A 19058-nucleotide genomic window follows, 5' to 3' on the forward strand; every position below is an offset into this window, starting at 1 on the left:
TTTAACCACAAAAGGGACAAAAGCTTTTCAGACCGTTGAATTATTTTTTAAGTTTAAAAGCTTGATAAAAAGAAGATCACTTAATAAGTTATATGAAAATCAACGATTTTCGTGATGACAAAAATTCGTCGACCCAAAATTCCCCTCGCATGGAGAGGTGGCGAAAATTCAAAGAATTTTTGACGGGGTGGTTCAAAAAATCCCACGCACGATCTCAACTCTGAAAATAATCTCTTAAACCAACAAAGTGAATTTTGAACACAAAAAAAAGCCCCGACTTTAAATCGGAGCTTATATTTTATATTTCGCGCTGAAATATCAATTACAAAATCTTGGAAACTTCATTACAAAGCCACTCCAAAAGTTCACGGTCTTCAGCCGTAAACGGATCTACAGTATGGGAATCGATGTCAATCTGACCCACATTTTGGCCGTCTTTGAAAATAGGAACTACGATTTCAGCTTTAGTATCAATAGAGCAGCTTAAGTAATTGCTTTCCTGGTGAACATCCGGAACTACAAATGTTTCATTGGAAACGGCAACCTGTCCGCAAATTCCTTTTCCATAAGGAATAATGGTATGATCTGTAGGAGCTCCCACGTAAGGGCCTAATTTCAGCTCATCTTTATCTCCGTTTTTAAAGTAGAATCCTGTCCAGTTGAAGTAAGAAATTTCCTGGTCCAACAGGTGACATACCTTCTCTAGTTTCTCTTCTGTGTTATGTTTTGGACTTTCAAGAATGGAAGAAAGTCTTTTCTTTATTTCTGACATATTATTTTATGTTTTAGGAAAATTGTTTGAAGGAAAGTTCTTCTTTGTAGCCGAACATTCCACGTTCTTTTATCATTTCTGCAACACCTTCAGGAACCTGGTTTTCCCAGCCTTTAACACAGCATGCAATTTTTCTCAGGATCTCTCTTGAATAAATTCCCAAAAACTCCGGATTATGGTTGGTGATATCTACAATACGGTTGTTGTGTTTGAAATATTTATAAAGCTCTTTAAGGTTTTCTTCTACTTTAAGGTTGGCAGAATCCAGCAATTCATGGGTTTCAGGATCTTTGTAAGGATAAAGGTATACCCTCATCCCATTTCTGAAGAATTTACCAAATGCTTCCAGAATTCCTCCTGAAAGGTCCTTGTAATACTTCTCATCAAATACCATCAGGAGGTTATTTACTCCCATCGCAACACCGATATCTCCGCTTGTATACGAGGCAAAATAATCAATCAGTCTGTAGTACTCCGAGAAGTTGGAAATAATAACGGTATAGCCCAGTCTGCCGAGAATATCTACCCTGTCCATAAAGTCTCTTTCATCGATATCACCGTCTGCTCTAAGGTTTGAAATGGTGATCTCAATCAGTACTTCTGTTTCTTCATGGGTACAGGTCGCATCTTTCTGAAACATCTCCAGACCGTTTTTAAGCATGTCGATATTCACTTTTGTTACAGGCCTGAAACTTCCTCTTACCGCAAATATATTCTTCTTGTACAGAACGTCGGCAGGAAGCATATTGCTCCCCTGTGAATTGAAGATCACGGCATCGGTCATCCCATGTTTTACAAGTTGCAGAGACATCAGTCGGTTATCAACATAGTCAAAAGCAGGACCGCTGAAATCGATCATATCAATTTCAAGACCGTCTTTGGCAATGTCGTCGTATAAAGATTCGATTAAGTTTCGTGGATTGTCGTAGTAGTTGAAAGCTCCGAAGATAAGGTTTACCCCAAGGTTTCCTAAAGTTTCCTGCTGTAGTGTAGCATCATTTTCATTAAATTTTACGTGGATCACGATCTCGTTGTAATCTTCGTTTTCTTTAGTCTGGAAACGGATTCCTACCCAGCCGTGGCCTTTGAGTGTTTTATCGAAATTAATCGTTGTCACCGTGTTTGCATAAGAGAAAAACTTTCTGTTTGGATTGTTTTCCCTGGAAATCCTTTCCTCGATCAATGCTACTTCATAGCGGAGCATTTTACGGAGTCGGTTCTGGGTGACATACCTGTTCTTCACCTCTTTTCCGTAAATGGCATCACTAAAATCTTTGTCGTAAGCAGACATCGCCTTAGCAATTGTACCGGAAGCCCCTCCTGCTCTAAAAAAGTGACGAACAGTCTCCTGCCCTGCTCCAATTTCCGCGAAAGTACCATAAATAGTAGGATCTAGATTAATTGTTAATGCTTTTTGTTTAGGAGTTAGTTTCTGATACATTAGGACGTAAAATTTTTCGTAAATTTACCAAAATTAAACCAACCTCAAAAGAAAATGAAGTTGAAATTTTTAGGAACTGGTACTTCACAAGGTGTACCCGTTATAGGCTGCACATGCGAAGTATGTACTTCCGAAAATCCCAAAGACAAGCGTTTCCGCTCCTCAGTAATGATTACTACAGAGGAAAGCAGAAAAATACTGATCGATTGCGGACCGGATTTCAGAGAGCAGATGCTTCTTAATCACGAAAACAACGTAGATATCGCCCTTCTTACTCACGAACACAATGACCATGTGATCGGGCTTGATGATATGCGCCCTTTGATTTTTAAAAGTGGGAAAAACATGCCCATCTACTGCAACGAAAGAGTTGGCCAGGAGATCAAAAAACGTTTCCCCTATGCTTTCGCTGATGAAAGATATCCAGGAGCCCCCGCTTTTGATCTTCACGAAATTGAAAATAAGCCATTCCATGTTCTGGATACCGAAATCACTCCAATTGAAGTGACTCATTATAAAATTATGGTCTTCGGCTATAAGTTTAAAAATCTTGCGTATATAACAGATGCGAATTTTATTTCAGATACGGAAAAGGAAAAATTACAGAATCTGGATGTACTGGTTTTAAACTGTATCAGAAAATTTGATCCGCACCCTGCCCACTTTGTTCTTCCTGACGTCATCGCCCTGTTTAAGGAGCTTAAGCCTAAAAAATTATTTTTAACACACATCAGCCACCATCTGGGACTGCATGATATTGAAGATAAGGACCTTCCGGAAGGGATGCATCTAGCCTATGACGGTTTGGAGATCGAATTTTAAAATTTTTCCTTTAAAAAGCTTTTGAACATTAAAAAAAGTTTATATATTTGCACACCGATTTGAAACAAGCCCAGTTGGCGGAATTGGTAGACGCGCTAGACTCAAACTCTAGTATCGAAAGATGTACCAGTTCGATTCTGGTACTGGGTACAAAAATCCCCTGAAATCATTTGATTTTCAGGGGATTTTGATTTTTAGGGTGGTCAAAGGGTGGCTATTGTTTTATTAATCTTTTTTTGACATCTTTGTTATTTAATATACGATACATACAGAGTCTGCACAGACCATTTAATCAGAATTTAAATACGATTAAATGGGTTTGTTCTTTTGTTAAAGAAAACAATAATATTAGCAAGTCTGATTTTTATGTACAATTTTACATTTACTTGATCAAAAAACTACATAAACAATATTCACGAAAACCTCCCAAAGAGACAATAGGTTTGCCTAGTTTTATCATCAGTAAAAGATGTTTATAATTTCTTTAAACAATATAAAGACAATGATCTTGTAAATATTATTAACACTAAAGTAAAAAAAAGGATATCTTCATTAGATAGATCAATATATAGTACTTATAAAGCAGCTTCTTATTATATAAATCTTGCTAAGGATAAATTTGAATTTCTTGATAAAAATTATAAACTTACTTCGAAAGTGAAGATTTACCAATTTGACCATTTAGAGTAGTAATAGTAAACCAGTTGCCATTTGGGATAATTAGAGGGGAGCATTCGCCACTGGCAGCCTGTTTTTACGATATAATAGATGGCATTCCAGATGATACATAAATCATATTTTCGCTTTCTATCATCAAAATCAAGCGTTTTTTTTATAAATTGCCACTGAGTAAGAGTTAAGTCTGTTGGATACATCAATTTTTTTGTTTTGCAGCTCTAAATTGACGTTTTTAAGCCAATGAGTAACCCTTACTCTTTTTTTATACCGTTTTTAAACAGGCTCTTAAAATGAAAGCTTTTGTAGTTTTGTAAGGCTTAAACAACTTAACAAAAAAATCTCTCCTTATGAAAGAGAGATTGAAGCAACTGGTATTAAAAAAATGAGGGAAATAAGATGATAATTCTGGATGCATTATCACTATCATTTGTATATTTAGAATCAGATTACTCTATATTATTTATCAACCAGTTAATTTATTCATATTGCTTTTTCCATTTTGCAATAGTATTTCGACTTAATTTGTAAGCGCTTGCAACTTGTGTATTATTGAGTTCATGCTTTTTTTGATAGTCTAAAATTTTTATAATACTTTTTTCATCATAAGAACGGTGTCTTTGGTTAAACCGCTCAGTTTCCTGTACTTTTTCCCCAAAAATGATTTTATTCAGAAGAATGATATCAAGAGCACAAAGCGAAGCCTTTTCAATAATTTTTTTGCAATCGTCTAGTTTATCAGGAAACTTTTGTTCTATCATATCTTTATAAATACTCTGATAGTTAGGCATTGACGCTATTTTTTGTATTTTTCTATCCATTTGTACAGTGTGGTTTTAGGAATGTTATATTCATTTATTACCTGTAATTTAGTTTTTGTCTTTGTTTCTATCAATTCAAGAATAAAATCTATTATTTCCTGAGTATAAATTTTTTTTCTGAACTGTGGTAGAATCTCAGATTTCTTAACAGACTGATTTTGTTTTATGCTTTGACAGGTGGGAGGTGAAAAAAGTATTAAATGCTGCGAATAAATTCTGAAGAAGTCATATTCCAAAAGCTTACTCCATCTCAAAAGTAGATTGGTGTCAAGACTTTCAGCATTATACATCTCCTGTAGCTCTTCCTCAGAACACTTTAAAAAATTTATAATGCGAGATATATCCATCTCAAGTTCATTTACTCTCTTATTGATCATCCCTCCTATACTTATACTCTTAAAGTCCATTTAGAAATAATTTGTTGATTTTTCTTTTAATTCTCATTTACGAAGTTAAAGATGCGATCATTTACAAAGAAAAAATGTAATACGTAAAAATGACTAAACACAGCCCCCTTAGATATTTAGCACTCAATAAAGGAATTCACAGCAGCAATAACAAAATTCCAAGTATCTAAAAATACCACAATCCTAAAACCGATCATACATTTATAAATATCCTTACCACTCATATAGTACAAATAGTCACTACCGACCATCTTGTAAATCAAATTCTATATTACTCGCCTAAAAAAATAAACATGTTCATCGTAAGATATTCCGGTTCTATAGAAAATGCCTGTCCCTGATCTTCTATTGAAGCAGAAGCCGTATGGGTATGATTCCAGGAGTTTGAACTGGTATTTCTGGTTTGGGTTCTATCCTGAAAACGTTTATTTATCCCTGTATTATTGTTAGGTTTCCCTCTTCTAGTAATACCATTCAGCCCAGCAGGTCCCAAATGATGATCAGTCAATGTATGAGAATGTCCACCTGATGTACCACTTGTTGCAGATACACTATAGCTGGGAAGATTTTGCGTAGTTAATTTTACAGTATGGCTACCTCCTGTGCTTCCATTAACTGCAGTAGTATACTTTACATATTTATTTCTTGCATCCCATAAATAGGTTGAAAACCCCAAAGAAATAGCATTTTTTCTAATTTTTTCAGAAGGTAAGCTACTTATAATCCTTCCATTTATAAGAAACCATCCTGAATGATCATTTTTTTGCATTCCATATTTAATATCTCCTAAGGAAGGGGATAGTTTTATGTTTTCGTGCTTCTTTATATACCCTTCATTATTTACGGCCACAACATTTACAGGTGTGTTTACCACGTCAAGTTTTCTTATCCGCATATTCCCGTTTACATCAAGCGTTGTAGTGGGATTGGAAGTTTTAACGCCAATTTGAGCACTAATACTGGCAGACATACTTATTAATAAGCTAAATATTATTTTTTTCATCTCTTTTTTAATTTAATTTCCTAGGTAAATGAATGTATTTACTTCGACATATTGAGGTATAACACTAAATGCCTGACTATTGCCCCCTGCATTCGAGATTTTAAAAGAATGACTATGATTTCCTGAACCGGAAGTATTAGCCTGAGAACTCAGGTGGGGGTTTCTATTATTAGTATTTCCATATGTTGCCGCCAAAACCCCATTAAAATTAGCAGCAAAAGCAACAGAGTGAGCATCTGTAAAAGAATGGCTGTGGGAAACACCAACAGAAGAAGCCTGTCCGTTAAAATTAAGTTTTGGTAAATTCTTTTTATTAAGAGTTACTGTATTGCTTCCCCCTTTAATTGCTGTTTGCTGAGTGTTATCAGATACTTTCAAAAATTTTCCTTTAGCATCAGGTAATGCCGCTGCAAATCCTATGCTCTGTGCTCCTGCTGCTGCAATTCCCGGTAAAGAAGAACTCTGTCTGCCGTCTAGCAGATACCAACCATTATGATCTGCTTTTTGAAATCCTTTCTTTACATCTCCTATTTGCGGCTTGATTTCTTTATATACTTTTTTTCCTATTACACCGTTCAAATCAGAGACTAAAACATAAGCAGGGCTATTTTCTGATTTAATCGTTCTTACTCTCAATTCTCCATTTATATCAAGAGTTTTAGTGGGTTGCTTTATATTGACTCCTATCTGGGAATACATCCATTGAACGGAAATTATACATAATAATGATACTTTAAACTTCATTTCTTTTGATTTATAATTATAATCCCAGATATACAAATTGTTTCAAGCTGATATACCACGGATTCAGATTAAAAGCACTATTACTCCCATTACTATTCAATGTTACAGTATGAGAATGAGATCCGGAAGTACCTGTAGTTCGTACTGTTTTGTCTGTACCCCATCGTGCTCCGGTATTTGCATTATTTAAAGAAAAACCTGTTCCATCATGATTAATCGTATTCACAAAACCATGTTCATGATTACCTGCTGAGCTTGTGGTTCCACTCAGTTCGAATGCAGGTAAATTATTTCTTGAAAGTGTAATGCTAGAGTTTCCTCCAATTGTGCCTAGAGAGCCAGCAGTATTTTTACTTCTGGATAATTTATTCCTAAAATCTGGAAGAGCGGAGCTAAAGCCCAGTGAGATCGCATTCTGTTTTGCTGCTGAAGGTAAGGTAGAAATACTTCTTCCATTTAAAAGAAACCAGCCATCATGATCCTGATCCTGAATAGCATCTTTGATATCACCAATTATTTCCTTTCGGAATTGAGTATATTCCTGTTTTGAAATATATCCATTTTCATCAGAAACTAAAATTTCAGCATTTGACCCGCCAACAGGCAAATTCCGAACTTTAACATCTCCATTTACATCTAAAGTTGCTGTTGGTTTTGCTACATTTATTCCTACCTGACTGTAAAGCCCAGTGGAAGAAACAATTGTAATAATTACAAAAATAAGTTTTTTCATTCGTGTGTTTTTTAGAAAGCTGCAAAGAAAAGAGATTACATTTTCATCTAAAAAAATGAACATACGTAAAAAAAACAAAAAGCGAAAATACGATCTAAACCATGGATTACAATCGCTTAAAGCAATAAATAAGTGGAATTTAAGTATTTAAACCATGCTAAAAACTCTATAAAGTAAAAGTCAAAATATACGAAACTGCAGAAATAAGTTTAAAATGACGCCATATGGTTTGTAAATTTTAAATAACTTTATTTAATAATAGGTAAAATAATATTATTTTTTTTATATTAAGGATTTATTTTCTTTAGCCAAACATATAAATCTTCTCCTTTTTCCAGTCCTATTTTTTTTCTTAATGTATATTTTCTGGTCTGAATGGTTCTATAGGATCTGAATGTATATTCTGCAATCTCTTTAGATGAAAAATTCAGATATACATAGGCAAGAAGTGTTAATTCCCCCAAATTAAAACTAGGATTATACTCCAAAAGTCTTGGGCTAAATTCAGGATAGAATGCCTGAAACTTTTCAAAGAAAGAAGTCGTATTTTTTTTAGCTTCATAGATAACTTCCTCCAGCGTTACATCTAGTTTTTGTTGTAATTTTATATAATACATATTCTTTTCCTCCTCCAAATGATCTTTTTCCTGCATCAGCAAATTCTTCTCAAAAATTACAGCTTTCTTTTTTCGTTTAAGTTTTAAATATCGATAACCAATCAAAATATTTAAAAACATAAATGGCATAATAGCAGACAAAAAAATAATCCAATTGAGTTTCCTGAATTTTTCACTTCTATTTTGGTGCTCATTTTCTACTGTATTTACCGCAGATTGAAGATTTGTCATCTTTGAACCCGCCAATTCATCAGACTCTATATAATATTTTTCCAAATATATTTTCTCTTTTGCTTTATCATTAAGAAATCCATATGACATTGACATCTTTTTATTGATACAAGTAGAATATTCAAGATCTTTGATTCTATTCTGTTCAAGTTCCTGTAAAGATTTATAATAAAAATCAACTGCTTTTATATAATTTTTCAGCTCAAAATAGTAATCCCCAAGAGAAATGAACTGGATGTATTTTCTGTTGATTTTGTTTAAGTGGGCATAGCTTTTATTAAAATAGTAGTAGGCTGAGTCATACTTAAGATTTGATAGGCATACATATCCTTTTATGGTATATAAATTTAAATTATCCGAGAAATTATCATCCTGGTTTTTTGCTATTTCATGATAGATCGAAATAGCATTGTTAATAAATTTTTCTGAATACGAAGATTCCTGTTTGTTTAGATAATACGAAGCAATTCTTGCATTAACTCTGGATATTAATTTTTTTGATTCAATATCATTTTTTCCTGAAAGAAGTTTTATAATTTTCTGATATTCTTTAAGTTCGCTACCATCCAATTTCAACTTGTTATAATTAATTGCTTTTATTTCTCTGAATTGACATTCTAATATAGCATAATTCTCGGTTTGGCTTTCATTTAACCCCTTCTCGATATATAAAAAACTATCTTTGTACTCCATTAATATGCTTGTACAACGAGCTATATTTAGGTAAGATTCAACCATTTTGAATGAATTTTTCTCATTTTCAGCAATCATAGCTGCATCCTTTGCATATGTAAGGGATTGTATAGTATTCGTATACAGAGTTTCTTTTGATTTTTCCAGCAAGCCATCAACTCTTTTAAGCTCAATCCGTTGACTATATAAAAAACAAAAGACAAATAATAAAATAATCCTTATAAATTTAAATAACATATAAAATTTTCTATTTTTAATTAATATAAATGAAAATATTTAACAAATTACGGAAAAACAATGTATATTTCGGAATCTTAGTTTGACCATCGCATTAATTAACGCATTAATTTCTTATCAGCTTAATTACTAATAAAGATTTATTTTAAACTCTTAGATTTAAAATTCTTCGTTTTCGGTAAATTGAATAATATAAGAATGGATGAAGCATCCAAAAGAGGTCTACCAAAATTGATTTCGGTTATTTTAGACATCACGTTTATTATCTCTTACGAAATTTTGCACCAAACCAGAAACACTAATTAAAAGAAATAAATGAAACATTTAAAACAATATGTGTTGTTTTAGTTTAGCACATCGTTTCCATGACAGAAAATAAAGATGAATAAAAATATTAAATTCGACTTTTGCAAATTTTAATGAAATACAAAGCTAAAAACTCCCAATTAAATTATATAACAAACATTATCAATAATTTTTTTTCTTATTGCTTGCCTGATTTATCTAATAAGAAGACACCTATTTACATATAATATTGTTTTCAGAAGCGCTATAATTAATTGAAGGCAACATCAAATAGATATGCATATTTTACCTAATAAGGCTGTCTCAAAATTGTTATTGAAAAGTAATGTAGTAATGAATTCCATAAGTTTGATTATTAATAGACTTCTTAGTTTATCAGAATGACAAAAGTCTAATAATTTGAGTTTTGAAACAATTACCATAGTTTATATTTGTCACATTTCCATAATTCTGCTGTGCTTCCTAATTAATAAGTTCTATAGAATTAATACCTGTTGGGAATTTTGTTTGAAAAGATTGAATTGGAAAATATTATTGAAGAAGATCTTATTGTATTTTACCTCTTGTCCTTCTATGAAGATTTTATATAAATTATAACTGCCTCTAGAAAAACCAACAATATAATTTATTATTGAATCAAAAGTATATGTAATGGTATCAATTCCTATTTGATCAAACATACTGATATCGATTAATACTGTAATCTTGGGAATTTTATATCTTCTCATTGTAAGGGTTTTGATGTTTTTACAAAAGAAAGGAATACCAACTCTATTAAAAAAAATAGCCATACGTAAAAACAACCCAAATACACAACAACCTAATAATCAATAACAAAAATAAACTATTACAAGAAAATACGGTAATGATTGCGTACGTACCTGCAACTTAAAAAAAATAATGACAATTGATTTTTTGTTAAAAAGGAAATTTATCTGACTCCAGTTTCTATATTACACTCAATATTTTTTAATCCAAACCAGGTGATATAAAACTCCTATTATCATAAATAAATTTATCCTTTTTTATTAACTGTATGAAAAATGAACGTCTTCAAAGGCTTCATTTCAAGGTTTGAACTTCATGAGGATATTGTTTGTAAAATGTTCATTTACAGAAATCTTAAATATACCGTCTACTTGGTCAATGATTCTTTGCGTATAATCAAGGACTAATTCCATTTTAATGACCTATACAACATTGTGTATCATTTGCATTTTGGGGAGGAGCAAACTCCATAAACTCTCTGCCATTTAATTTTAAAACATTAGAACAGATAAAAAAAACAGCAGAAATTATTAAATAATTCTGCTGTTAAATATAATTTCTATTATTTGAATGAGCCTACGGGGAGTGTAAACTGAACTGTCGTCAACATCACTTCTTCCTTGGTAGAGGCTGAAGGAGCTCCACCAAGGAAGAAGTCGCCGAAGGCTTTTAATCTCTCTCCAAATCTAATATAGAGCTGAGACATTGTCAAGCCACAATTCCAGATTGGCATCGTCCATTTTTTAGAAAAGTCTCTGTAGGACAGATACACAAGTTTCAGTAGCGATTGATCCGATGTAAATGCCTCTTTTGTTTTGGTTATTTTACGGATTTGTCTATGCATTCCTTCGATAGCATTTGTGGTGTAGATCACTCTTCTGATTTCCGGAGAATATTCAAAATATGCAGATAAATTCGTCCAGTTATCCATCCAGCCTTTTACAGACTAGGGATATTTTTTACCCCATTTATCTTCAAATTTCAACAGTTTCTCGTAACCCTGTTCCTGATTATTGGCTTTGTAAACTGGCTTAAGATCAGCAACGACAGCTTTCTTGTCTTTTTCAGGTACATAGCGGAGGCTGGTGCGGATCTGGTGGACAATGCATAACTGAATCTGCGTTTTTGGAAATACAGTTTCTATGGCCTCCGGAAAACCTTTTAAGCCGTCAATACAGGCAACCTGGATATCTTCTACACCACGTTATTTCAAATACATTAGCACAGAAAGCCAGAACTTAGCACCTTCATTTTCTGAAAGATATACACCGACCAACTCCTTCTTTCAATCGCAGTTTACACCCTGAATATTGTAGACCGCCCGGGATTCAACACCACCACTATCCCGAATTTTATAATGCCTTTGGTCTTAATTAAGGGAAGGTGCATATTTTTTGTAATGGAGGATGTAGCTTTTTGAATATGATCAAATTGGTGGTGGCATTAATTTTAAAGAAAAGGCGGGAGTGTACTTATTGTAGTGGTAGTTTTAAAGAACTTGTGTATGTATTAGTCTCCCGTCTTTCATAAATCCAGAATTAGCCTACAAAACACGTTCAGTTCAGATTAATGAAGTACATGTTTTTGTAATTGCTGCAGTACTGAATAATAGCCAAAAGACAGATCACTGTAGTGCATAGTGATTCATTATCTTAGCTACTTTTATTCTGTTAACAATATATGTAACCATTTGAAAATAAATAATGAAAATACATTGACTGGTTCATTATACTCTCCTGCCCTTTTTATACGGCTTCTACTACCTTACGAATATGATTGTTCCCGAGAGCCTTCACCTCATTACTAGCTTAGTAACAAAAGACTGTCTCAGAAAAAGAAACAGTCTCATGATAATATAAATATATAAAATAAATGAATAAAAGTTTAGAGCCTGTTTAAATTTTGTTCAATAATATTTTAATAGCTGATAGTTTGACCATATTTTCAGAATTTTCCATTAGCAATTCATAATTTCGGCAAAGTCTTCTGTCATTATCAAACCAAGAAAAAGTTCTTTCAATAATCCATCTTTTGTGTATAGGCTTAAAGAGTTTTTCTTTATGATCGGACCGTAAAACAACCTGAATAATGTAGCCAAACTTATCTTTTATTTCTTCAATAATATTTCCTCTATAGCCTCCATCTGCTAAAATCACTGTAATTGGAATCAAAAGATAGTGCAATGTTCTCATGAATAACAAAGCAGCTTTACCATCGTGAAAATTGGCTACACTTACCATTACGGCTAACAAAAATCCATTTTTATCTACCACAACATGCCTTTTTATTCCTTTCACTTTCTTATTCCCATCAAACCCATTAAGGGAACGATTATTTCCCCAGCGCACACTCTGACTGTCTATAATTCCTAAACTTGCTTCTGCATTTTGGCCTCTCTTTACTTGTACCTTCTCTCTTAAATTACACAGAAGTAAATCGAAGAGTTCTAAATTTGACCATTTAGAGTAGTAATAGTAGACCAATTGCCATTTGGGATAATTAGAGGGGAGCATTCGCCACTGGCAACCTGTTTTTACGATATAATAAATGGCATTCCAGATGATACATAAATCATATTTTCGCTTTCTATCATCAAAATCAAGCGTTTTTTTTATAAATTGCCACTGAGTAAGAGTTAAGTCTGTTGGATACATCAATTTTTTTGTTTTGCAGCTCTAAATTGATGTTTTTAAGCCAATGAGTAACCCTTACTCTTTTTTTATACCGTTTTTAAACAGGCTCTTATATATAATTTGATCCCCATTTATGTAAAAACCAAAGGGGTGATTTTAACCTGTTTAAGTGTATAATAACAGTTTACTGTTGAAATACCAGTGTAACTAAATCTGCGAAGGCTTTGTGACTCTTATTGGCAACATTTGTAGCTGTAAATTGATTGGTATATGTTAATCTAAAATTTCTAGTAATTGCAGAATTTCCACTGGAATTATCTACAACCTGAAAAGAAGAGAATGAAGCAGGCGAATTAATATCTGTAATATTTGCAGCTGAACCAGTTGTTTGAACACCAAAAAACTTACTAGTACTTGCTTCAATTAAAGTATTATTCATATATAATCTATACGTTCCCCACCCTCCGTCAAAACCTGGATTTGAAAAAGGACTAGCAGATTTTGCATTTATAGATAAAAAGAAGAGCCTTTTTTGCCCAGCAGGTATTGTTACTGAATAATTACAGATTTGGCGTTCATTATTTAATGTAACATTCTGGCTTCCAGAAGTTTTATTCTGTCCGACCAAAATACCACGAGCCTCAAAATTATCTCGTGAAACCTTACTTAAATTACCATTACTATCAGCAACAACAATCCCCCTGGAACCTAATGAAGTCGTAGGTATGGATCTGATCCTTGCATTCCCTTCAACATCCAATCTTTCTGTAGGTGCAGTCGTCCCTATTCCGACATTTCCCCCTGCCCCAATTCTAAATTTTTCACTATTACTAGTATCGTAAGCAAGAAGTATGGGTTTGGAACCGTCTAGATTCTTCACCTGTAAACCTCCTGCGTATTGTGTTATATTTCCGATATTCAAAGGCCCTCCTTGAATATTTACTTTTGAACCTGATACAGGGCTACTTGTTCCAATACCTAAATTCCCAGTTCCGCTAAAAGTCGTATTAAATCCTGCCGTAGCTATATCAGTAGCTTTAGCTAAGGTTCCTCCCAGTTGAAGATTATTTCCGATTTTGGTAAGACCATTGTTTGCTGTCGTGTTAGGAAGGGATGCCCAAGTTGAAACACCATTGGCATCACTGGTCAAAACCTTGCTTGCTCCCTGCGAACCATCTACTATTTTTACCCTCCCATTTACATGCAGTTTTTCCGTAGGAGAATTTGTACCTACCCCTACATTTCCACTATCCTTGATAACAAAATCTGATCCCACAACCCTGCTTCCGCCTGAAGAATTAGTTCCCAGTTTTACCATCGTATTGGCAGAGTCATCTACAAAAGCATCCGGAGTAGAATCTGCCACTATCCCACTGGTACTAAGTTTTACCCATTTCGCTAAAGAACCTTCAAAATAATAAAACCCTATTGCATCAATATTGGATGCCTGCCCTGTGGTTGTGCCAGTGGAAATATCATTTATATAAATTAAGGTGGAAGGCTCTACAGAACTCATAATCAATGCCCTTTGCCTATCGACACGAGGAATAAGAATTCCATCAGCATTCGTTGATGTTCCCGTCGCATTTTTTGCATTAATATCCAATGTACTTTTGGGGGAGGCAGTATTCATCCCCACCTGCCCATATATGATTGTACTACAAAATAGAACAGCCATAGGTAATAATGTTTTTTTCATTGCTTAAAGATTTTATATGTTTACTGCAAAGAAATGAGTTCAAAGGATGAACAAAAAGAAAAGCCCTACGTAAAAAAAACTAATTATTAACAAACTAAAAACAAGCATTTTAAATCTGTCCTGTTTTATTTTAAGTATATAAAACGTATTTCACTATCATAGTACTGGACATAAATAATAGACAAATGTTCTGGAACTTTCAAACTATACCTTCCAATACATAAATTACTAAAGAGATTGCCAAGACAATCTCTTTAAAGTACAAAGCATTTTGAATTGATATAAAATGTTTTGAACAGATTATAAAAACCGATTCTATTACTACACAGTTTATTCATAGCCTCTAAACAGATATTCAATCACTTTATATGATCTCAGATTTAATTTCTGCTAGAACAATCTGTGTCTATTCTGTACTATATTAGAACTATACTGGTCTAATTACCTACACAAGTTACTCATAGTCTTGGTAAAATTTGCTCTCTTCCGATTACTCTATTTGTATAATAATATCTTTTATTTCTATAAATTAATAATAAACTCTTTACATTTAAATAAAAATGCTGCCTCAATATGAGACAGCATTATGGAAATACAAGGTTTTTAAAAGTTAATTGAAATGTTTTTAATAAAAAATAACTTTCATCACCTAGTCCATAATTGTAAGGGAAATCTGTGGTGCAATAGCATCATTAATTATTACATTACCTGAGTCTTGTTTAGCACATTTAACATATATAGTTTTAGTACTCCCCTCAGGAATCGTTATATATGTACTCATCGTGTTAGCGCTATTCCAATTTACTAATGTATAACTCTGAGGTATAACAGATACAGAAGCATACTCACTCCCTGCTGTATCAAATACATGGCACCATGTATGCTTAGCATCACTGGTTTTTAGCCTTCCCATATTAACATCCACCTTATAAGTTCGTCCTCCCTTTAAAACGAAATCAGTATTATTATTAACTTTAGAAATATATCCTGCCGGAGTAGAATTATATATCTGTGATTGAAAGCGTACCCGGTCTCCATTATTAGGGCTTGTATATGTGATAGTCTGTGAGGCATTAGAGGTAAAAGTAGCAGATGTATTTAACGTTTCACTCATTGAACCGAGAGTTGCCCATATCCTATTAGTATCCGTACCAACATTTACCTGTAATTTATTAATATCCTTATTATAAAGTAAAGTGGCAGTATGTGCTCTATCAGATGCAATTGCATCTCTTTGTGCTGTGGTCAGCTGCGGTAGGCGTACCCCGGAATCTGTTCCTGAAATATCTAGTTTAGCTTTAGGCGAAGCTATACCTATACCTACACTACCATTATCCTTAATCACAAAATCTGATCCTGAAGCACGGCTTCCTCCTGAAGAAGTAGTTCCCAGTTTTACCATGCTGTTGGCAGAATTATCTATAAAAGCATCAGGAGTAAAATCTGCTGTAACCCCACCGATATTCAGCTTTGTCCACTTACTTGTGGAGCCATCAAAATAATAAAATCCTATAGCATCAATATTGGAAGCTTGGCCTGTAGCTGTTGCTGTGGAGATATTATTCACATAAATTAATGTAGAAGGCTCTACAGAAGTCATGCTCAATGCCCTTTGCCTATCTACACGAGGGATAAGAATTCCATCAGCATTTGTTGATGTTCCAATTGCATTTTTCGCAGTAATATCCAATGTACTTTTTGGGGAAGTCGTATTCACTCCCACCTGACTATATATCGTTGTACTACAAAATAGAACAATCATAGGTAATAATGAATTTTTCATTGTTTAAGTTTTATGTTCATTACAAAGAAATGAATTCAAAGAATGAAAGAAAAAAAAAGACATACGTAAAAAAAACAATTTTGTGACCAACTAAAAACAAAACAATTAGAGCATTATATTTTCAGAAAAACATCTAATCTACGTAGCCTATTGTAACTGAATATTATTGTTCTAGAAAATAAGCTCTCTTTTGGATCAGTCTTGTACAACTCAACGATTACTATATATGCACAAAAAATGTCGGAAGACAGATAAAGCCTACCGATCATCATTAATAAAATAGACTATTTAACCTTACCATACAAAAAAAATAAATTTATTACAATGGTAAATTATTTTTACTGAGATACTATAGCTTTGAGAATGAGAATATATAAGTATGAGCACCATAACTTGATCCAATACCTACTTTAGACATAGTAACACATTGCAAATCATTACTACTAGTTTTAGTTCTATAAATTGAAAGGTAACTATATATTATTTAAGTGTAAAATTATATATAGTTACCTAAAATAAAATCTTGGTTAATTATTTGTCTTATTTAGTTAGTCTGCTTCACCTTATCAATACTATAAATAACAAATAAACCTGCATTAGTAAAATACGTCGGCTGATCAAAAAAAGAAACAGTAATCTGTCCAGCAGAATAACTTAAAATATGTCCCACAGACGCAGAACAACCTGACGCATTTGCAAGACGCTCAAGAGATGTTCCAAAAATAGACTGACTACTTGATAATGTAACTGCTGCAAAGGTAGTAGTGCCACTAGTTGCTCTTGCCTGTAATGAGGCTCCTAAGTAAGATGTTCCTATAAAATAAATTGTAAAATCAACCATAACTCCCATACATGCCCCGATAGAAGTTCCACTAATTTTAGTAAGATATCCGTTTTCTAGAGTCAAAGGTATAGTTTTAGTATGAGTTGGTGCCGCAGGGTTAAACCCTAGATAGGTATTATAAGAAGATATTGATGTTTCTTTAGCCAAATCTCCTGCGGCATTTACCCCCAATTTGTAAAACAAAGCATCTTTCTGAACATTTGGAATAAGCCTAAACCTCGCATTTCCATTCACATCCAACCTTTCCGTAGGAGAAATTGTACCTACCCCCAAATATCCATCAGAGCTCAATATCATCGACGTAGTTCCTATTCCGTTCACAGAAAAATTTAAGTCAGACTTTGCATCTGTTCCACTCCCCAAATAAGTAGATTTAATTGAAGCCAGATATTGTTCTGCCCCATTTACTCTTCCTTTAAAACTTACTCTCCCAACATTACTATTTGTTGATAAATTCGTTCCACTATGATGATGATATAAGGAAAGGCTTGGGTTTACATTATCCAATGATTCTATTTTCACATCTGCCCCTGCTCCAGAAAATATACCATCACCTTTTACGTCCAGCTTTTTGGAAGGAGAAGTTGTACCTATACCTACACGACCATTATCCTTAATCACAAAATCTGATCCTGACGCCCGGCTTCCTCCTGAAGAGTTAGCTCCAAGTTTTACCATAGAATTCGCAGAATCATCTATAAAAGCATCAGGAGTAAAATCTGCTGTAACCCCACCGATATTCAGCTTTGTCCACTTACTTGTTGAGCCATCAAAATAATAGAATCCTATTGCATCAATATTGGATGCCTGCCCTGTGGTTGTACCAGTGGAAATATTATTCACATATATTAAGGTAGAAGGTTCTACAGAAGTCATACTCAATGCCCTTTGTCTATCTACACGAGGGATAAGAATTCCATCAGCATTCGTTGATGTTCCAGTTGCATTTTTCGCAGTAGTATCCAATGAAAATCCGGTGATTTTTTCCAATATAGGAGACAGATAAGTAAACAATATAAATGTCCCTGTATAAGCGAAGATATTCGCCAGCAGTACAATTAATACCGATCTGTTTCTGAATACTTTAGGCAGATCTTTCAGCTTTAGTGTTTCGGTAGCCTTTGGTTGTTTTGGAAGTGTAAAACTTAAGATAAGCAGACCTACGATACCCCAAACGATAACAGCTAAAAATGTTATCTTCCAGCCAAAGTGTGAACCGATATACGTTCCTAATGGCACTCCAATAACCTTTGAAACCATTAATCCGGTAAATACCAACGAAATAGCTGTCGCCTTGCGGTCAACGGTGACCATATTGCTTGCAATAATAACCGCATAGCCAAAAAAGACGCCATGTGTTGTTCCTGTAATAACCCTGCTGACCTGAAGCATAAGAATATCCTTGGCAAAAAAGGCTACTGTATTGCCTATAATGAAAACAGCTACGGTGAGCAGCAACAATTTTTTCTGCTCTATTTTGCCAGTCAATACGGTAAATATAGGACCACCAATGGCTACGCCCAAAGCATACAATGTTATCAGAGAACCTGTTGATGAAATAGAAATGGCCAGATTACTGGCGATCGTAGGCAGTAAACCTACAAGTACAAACTCTGTTGTACCGATACCAAAAGCACAGAAAGCGATTGCCCATATAGCAAACGGAATACTTTTTTTAAGTTGTTCATTTTTCGTTGTCATTGTGTTCATAATGTTTATAATTTTAGAATGATCATTCCAATTAAGTATAAAAAAATTTTAAGCTTTCACTTTTCCGTTTTTTTCCAAATCTAAAGAAGGTAACCTTCTATAGTATGTTATGTTAAAAA

At 33.7% G+C, this 19058-nt stretch carries 13 protein-coding genes, 1 tRNA gene and 1 pseudogene; 2 read left to right on the forward strand and 13 right to left on the reverse strand.

Annotated elements, in window-relative coordinates; genetic code table 11:
- Positions 1-322 precede the first annotated feature (322 nt).
- Together NZD88_RS04235 and NZD88_RS04240 are read right to left on the reverse strand one after the other, a co-directional pair.
- Complete coding sequence (locus NZD88_RS04235) at positions 323-772, reverse strand: GAF domain-containing protein (protein WP_259827697.1); 450 nt, start codon at positions 770-772, stop codon at positions 323-325.
- 13 nt (positions 773-785) lie between these two features.
- On the reverse strand, positions 786-2213 hold the full coding sequence (locus NZD88_RS04240) for a TonB-dependent receptor (RefSeq protein WP_259827699.1): 1428 nt from the start codon (positions 2211-2213) through the stop codon (positions 786-788).
- A gap of 54 nt (positions 2214-2267) precedes the next feature.
- Here NZD88_RS04240 and NZD88_RS04245 point away from each other — a divergent pair, with 54 nt between their 5' ends.
- Positions 2268-3035, forward strand: coding sequence for an MBL fold metallo-hydrolase (locus tag NZD88_RS04245; RefSeq protein WP_259827700.1), 768 nt, complete (start codon positions 2268-2270; stop codon positions 3033-3035).
- Between the two features lie 68 nt (positions 3036-3103).
- Positions 3104-3185, forward strand: a tRNA-Leu gene (locus NZD88_RS04250).
- Positions 3186-3700: 515 nt separating this feature from the next.
- Here NZD88_RS04250 and NZD88_RS04255 read toward each other — a convergent pair.
- The 11 genes and pseudogenes from NZD88_RS04255 to NZD88_RS04310 form a co-directional block, all read right to left on the reverse strand.
- Positions 3701-3910 (reverse strand): transposase, encoded by a 210-nt coding sequence (locus NZD88_RS04255; protein WP_259827701.1) that lies wholly within the window; start codon positions 3908-3910, stop codon positions 3701-3703.
- Positions 3911-4189: 279 nt separating this feature from the next.
- The gene (locus NZD88_RS04260) at positions 4190-4531 is read right to left on the reverse strand and encodes a helix-turn-helix domain-containing protein (protein ID WP_259827702.1); all 342 of its coding nucleotides are present in this window, start codon (positions 4529-4531) and stop codon (positions 4190-4192) included.
- A gap of 678 nt (positions 4532-5209) precedes the next feature.
- Positions 5210-5941 (reverse strand): hypothetical protein, encoded by a 732-nt coding sequence (locus NZD88_RS04270; protein WP_259827704.1) that lies wholly within the window; start codon positions 5939-5941, stop codon positions 5210-5212.
- Positions 5942-5953: 12 nt separating this feature from the next.
- Positions 5954-6685 carry a hypothetical protein gene (locus NZD88_RS04275; protein ID WP_259827705.1) on the reverse strand — a complete coding sequence of 244 codons (732 nt, stop codon included), beginning with the start codon at positions 6683-6685 and terminating at the stop codon, positions 5954-5956.
- A gap of 16 nt (positions 6686-6701) precedes the next feature.
- A complete protein-coding gene (locus tag NZD88_RS04280) occupies positions 6702-7418 on the reverse strand; it encodes a hypothetical protein (protein ID WP_259827707.1) in 717 nt (238 codons plus the stop codon).
- A 287-nt stretch (positions 7419-7705) separates the two neighbouring features.
- Positions 7706-9196: a helix-turn-helix transcriptional regulator gene (locus NZD88_RS04285; protein ID WP_259827708.1), complete on the reverse strand. Its 1491-nt coding sequence runs from the start codon at positions 9194-9196 to the stop codon at positions 7706-7708.
- Positions 9197-10937: 1741 nt separating this feature from the next.
- Positions 10938-11609, reverse strand: a pseudogene (locus NZD88_RS04290) (IS256 family transposase); the annotation flags it as partial.
- Between the two features lie 556 nt (positions 11610-12165).
- Complete coding sequence (locus NZD88_RS04295; protein ID WP_259827709.1) at positions 12166-12924, reverse strand: IS5 family transposase; 759 nt, start codon at positions 12922-12924, stop codon at positions 12166-12168.
- A gap of 163 nt (positions 12925-13087) precedes the next feature.
- The gene (locus NZD88_RS04300; RefSeq protein WP_259827710.1) at positions 13088-14581 is read right to left on the reverse strand and encodes a hypothetical protein; all 1494 of its coding nucleotides are present in this window, start codon (positions 14579-14581) and stop codon (positions 13088-13090) included.
- Positions 14582-15251: 670 nt separating this feature from the next.
- On the reverse strand, positions 15252-16385 hold the full coding sequence (locus NZD88_RS04305) for a hypothetical protein (RefSeq protein ID WP_259827712.1): 1134 nt from the start codon (positions 16383-16385) through the stop codon (positions 15252-15254).
- 544 nt (positions 16386-16929) lie between these two features.
- Complete coding sequence (locus NZD88_RS04310; protein WP_259827713.1) at positions 16930-18939, reverse strand: MFS transporter; 2010 nt, start codon at positions 18937-18939, stop codon at positions 16930-16932.
- Positions 18940-19058 lie beyond the last annotated feature (119 nt).

Origin of the sequence: Chryseobacterium pyrolae (assembly GCF_025153485.1) — a bacterium.
Classification (GTDB): Bacteria; Bacteroidota; Bacteroidia; order Flavobacteriales; family Weeksellaceae; genus Chryseobacterium; species Chryseobacterium antibioticum.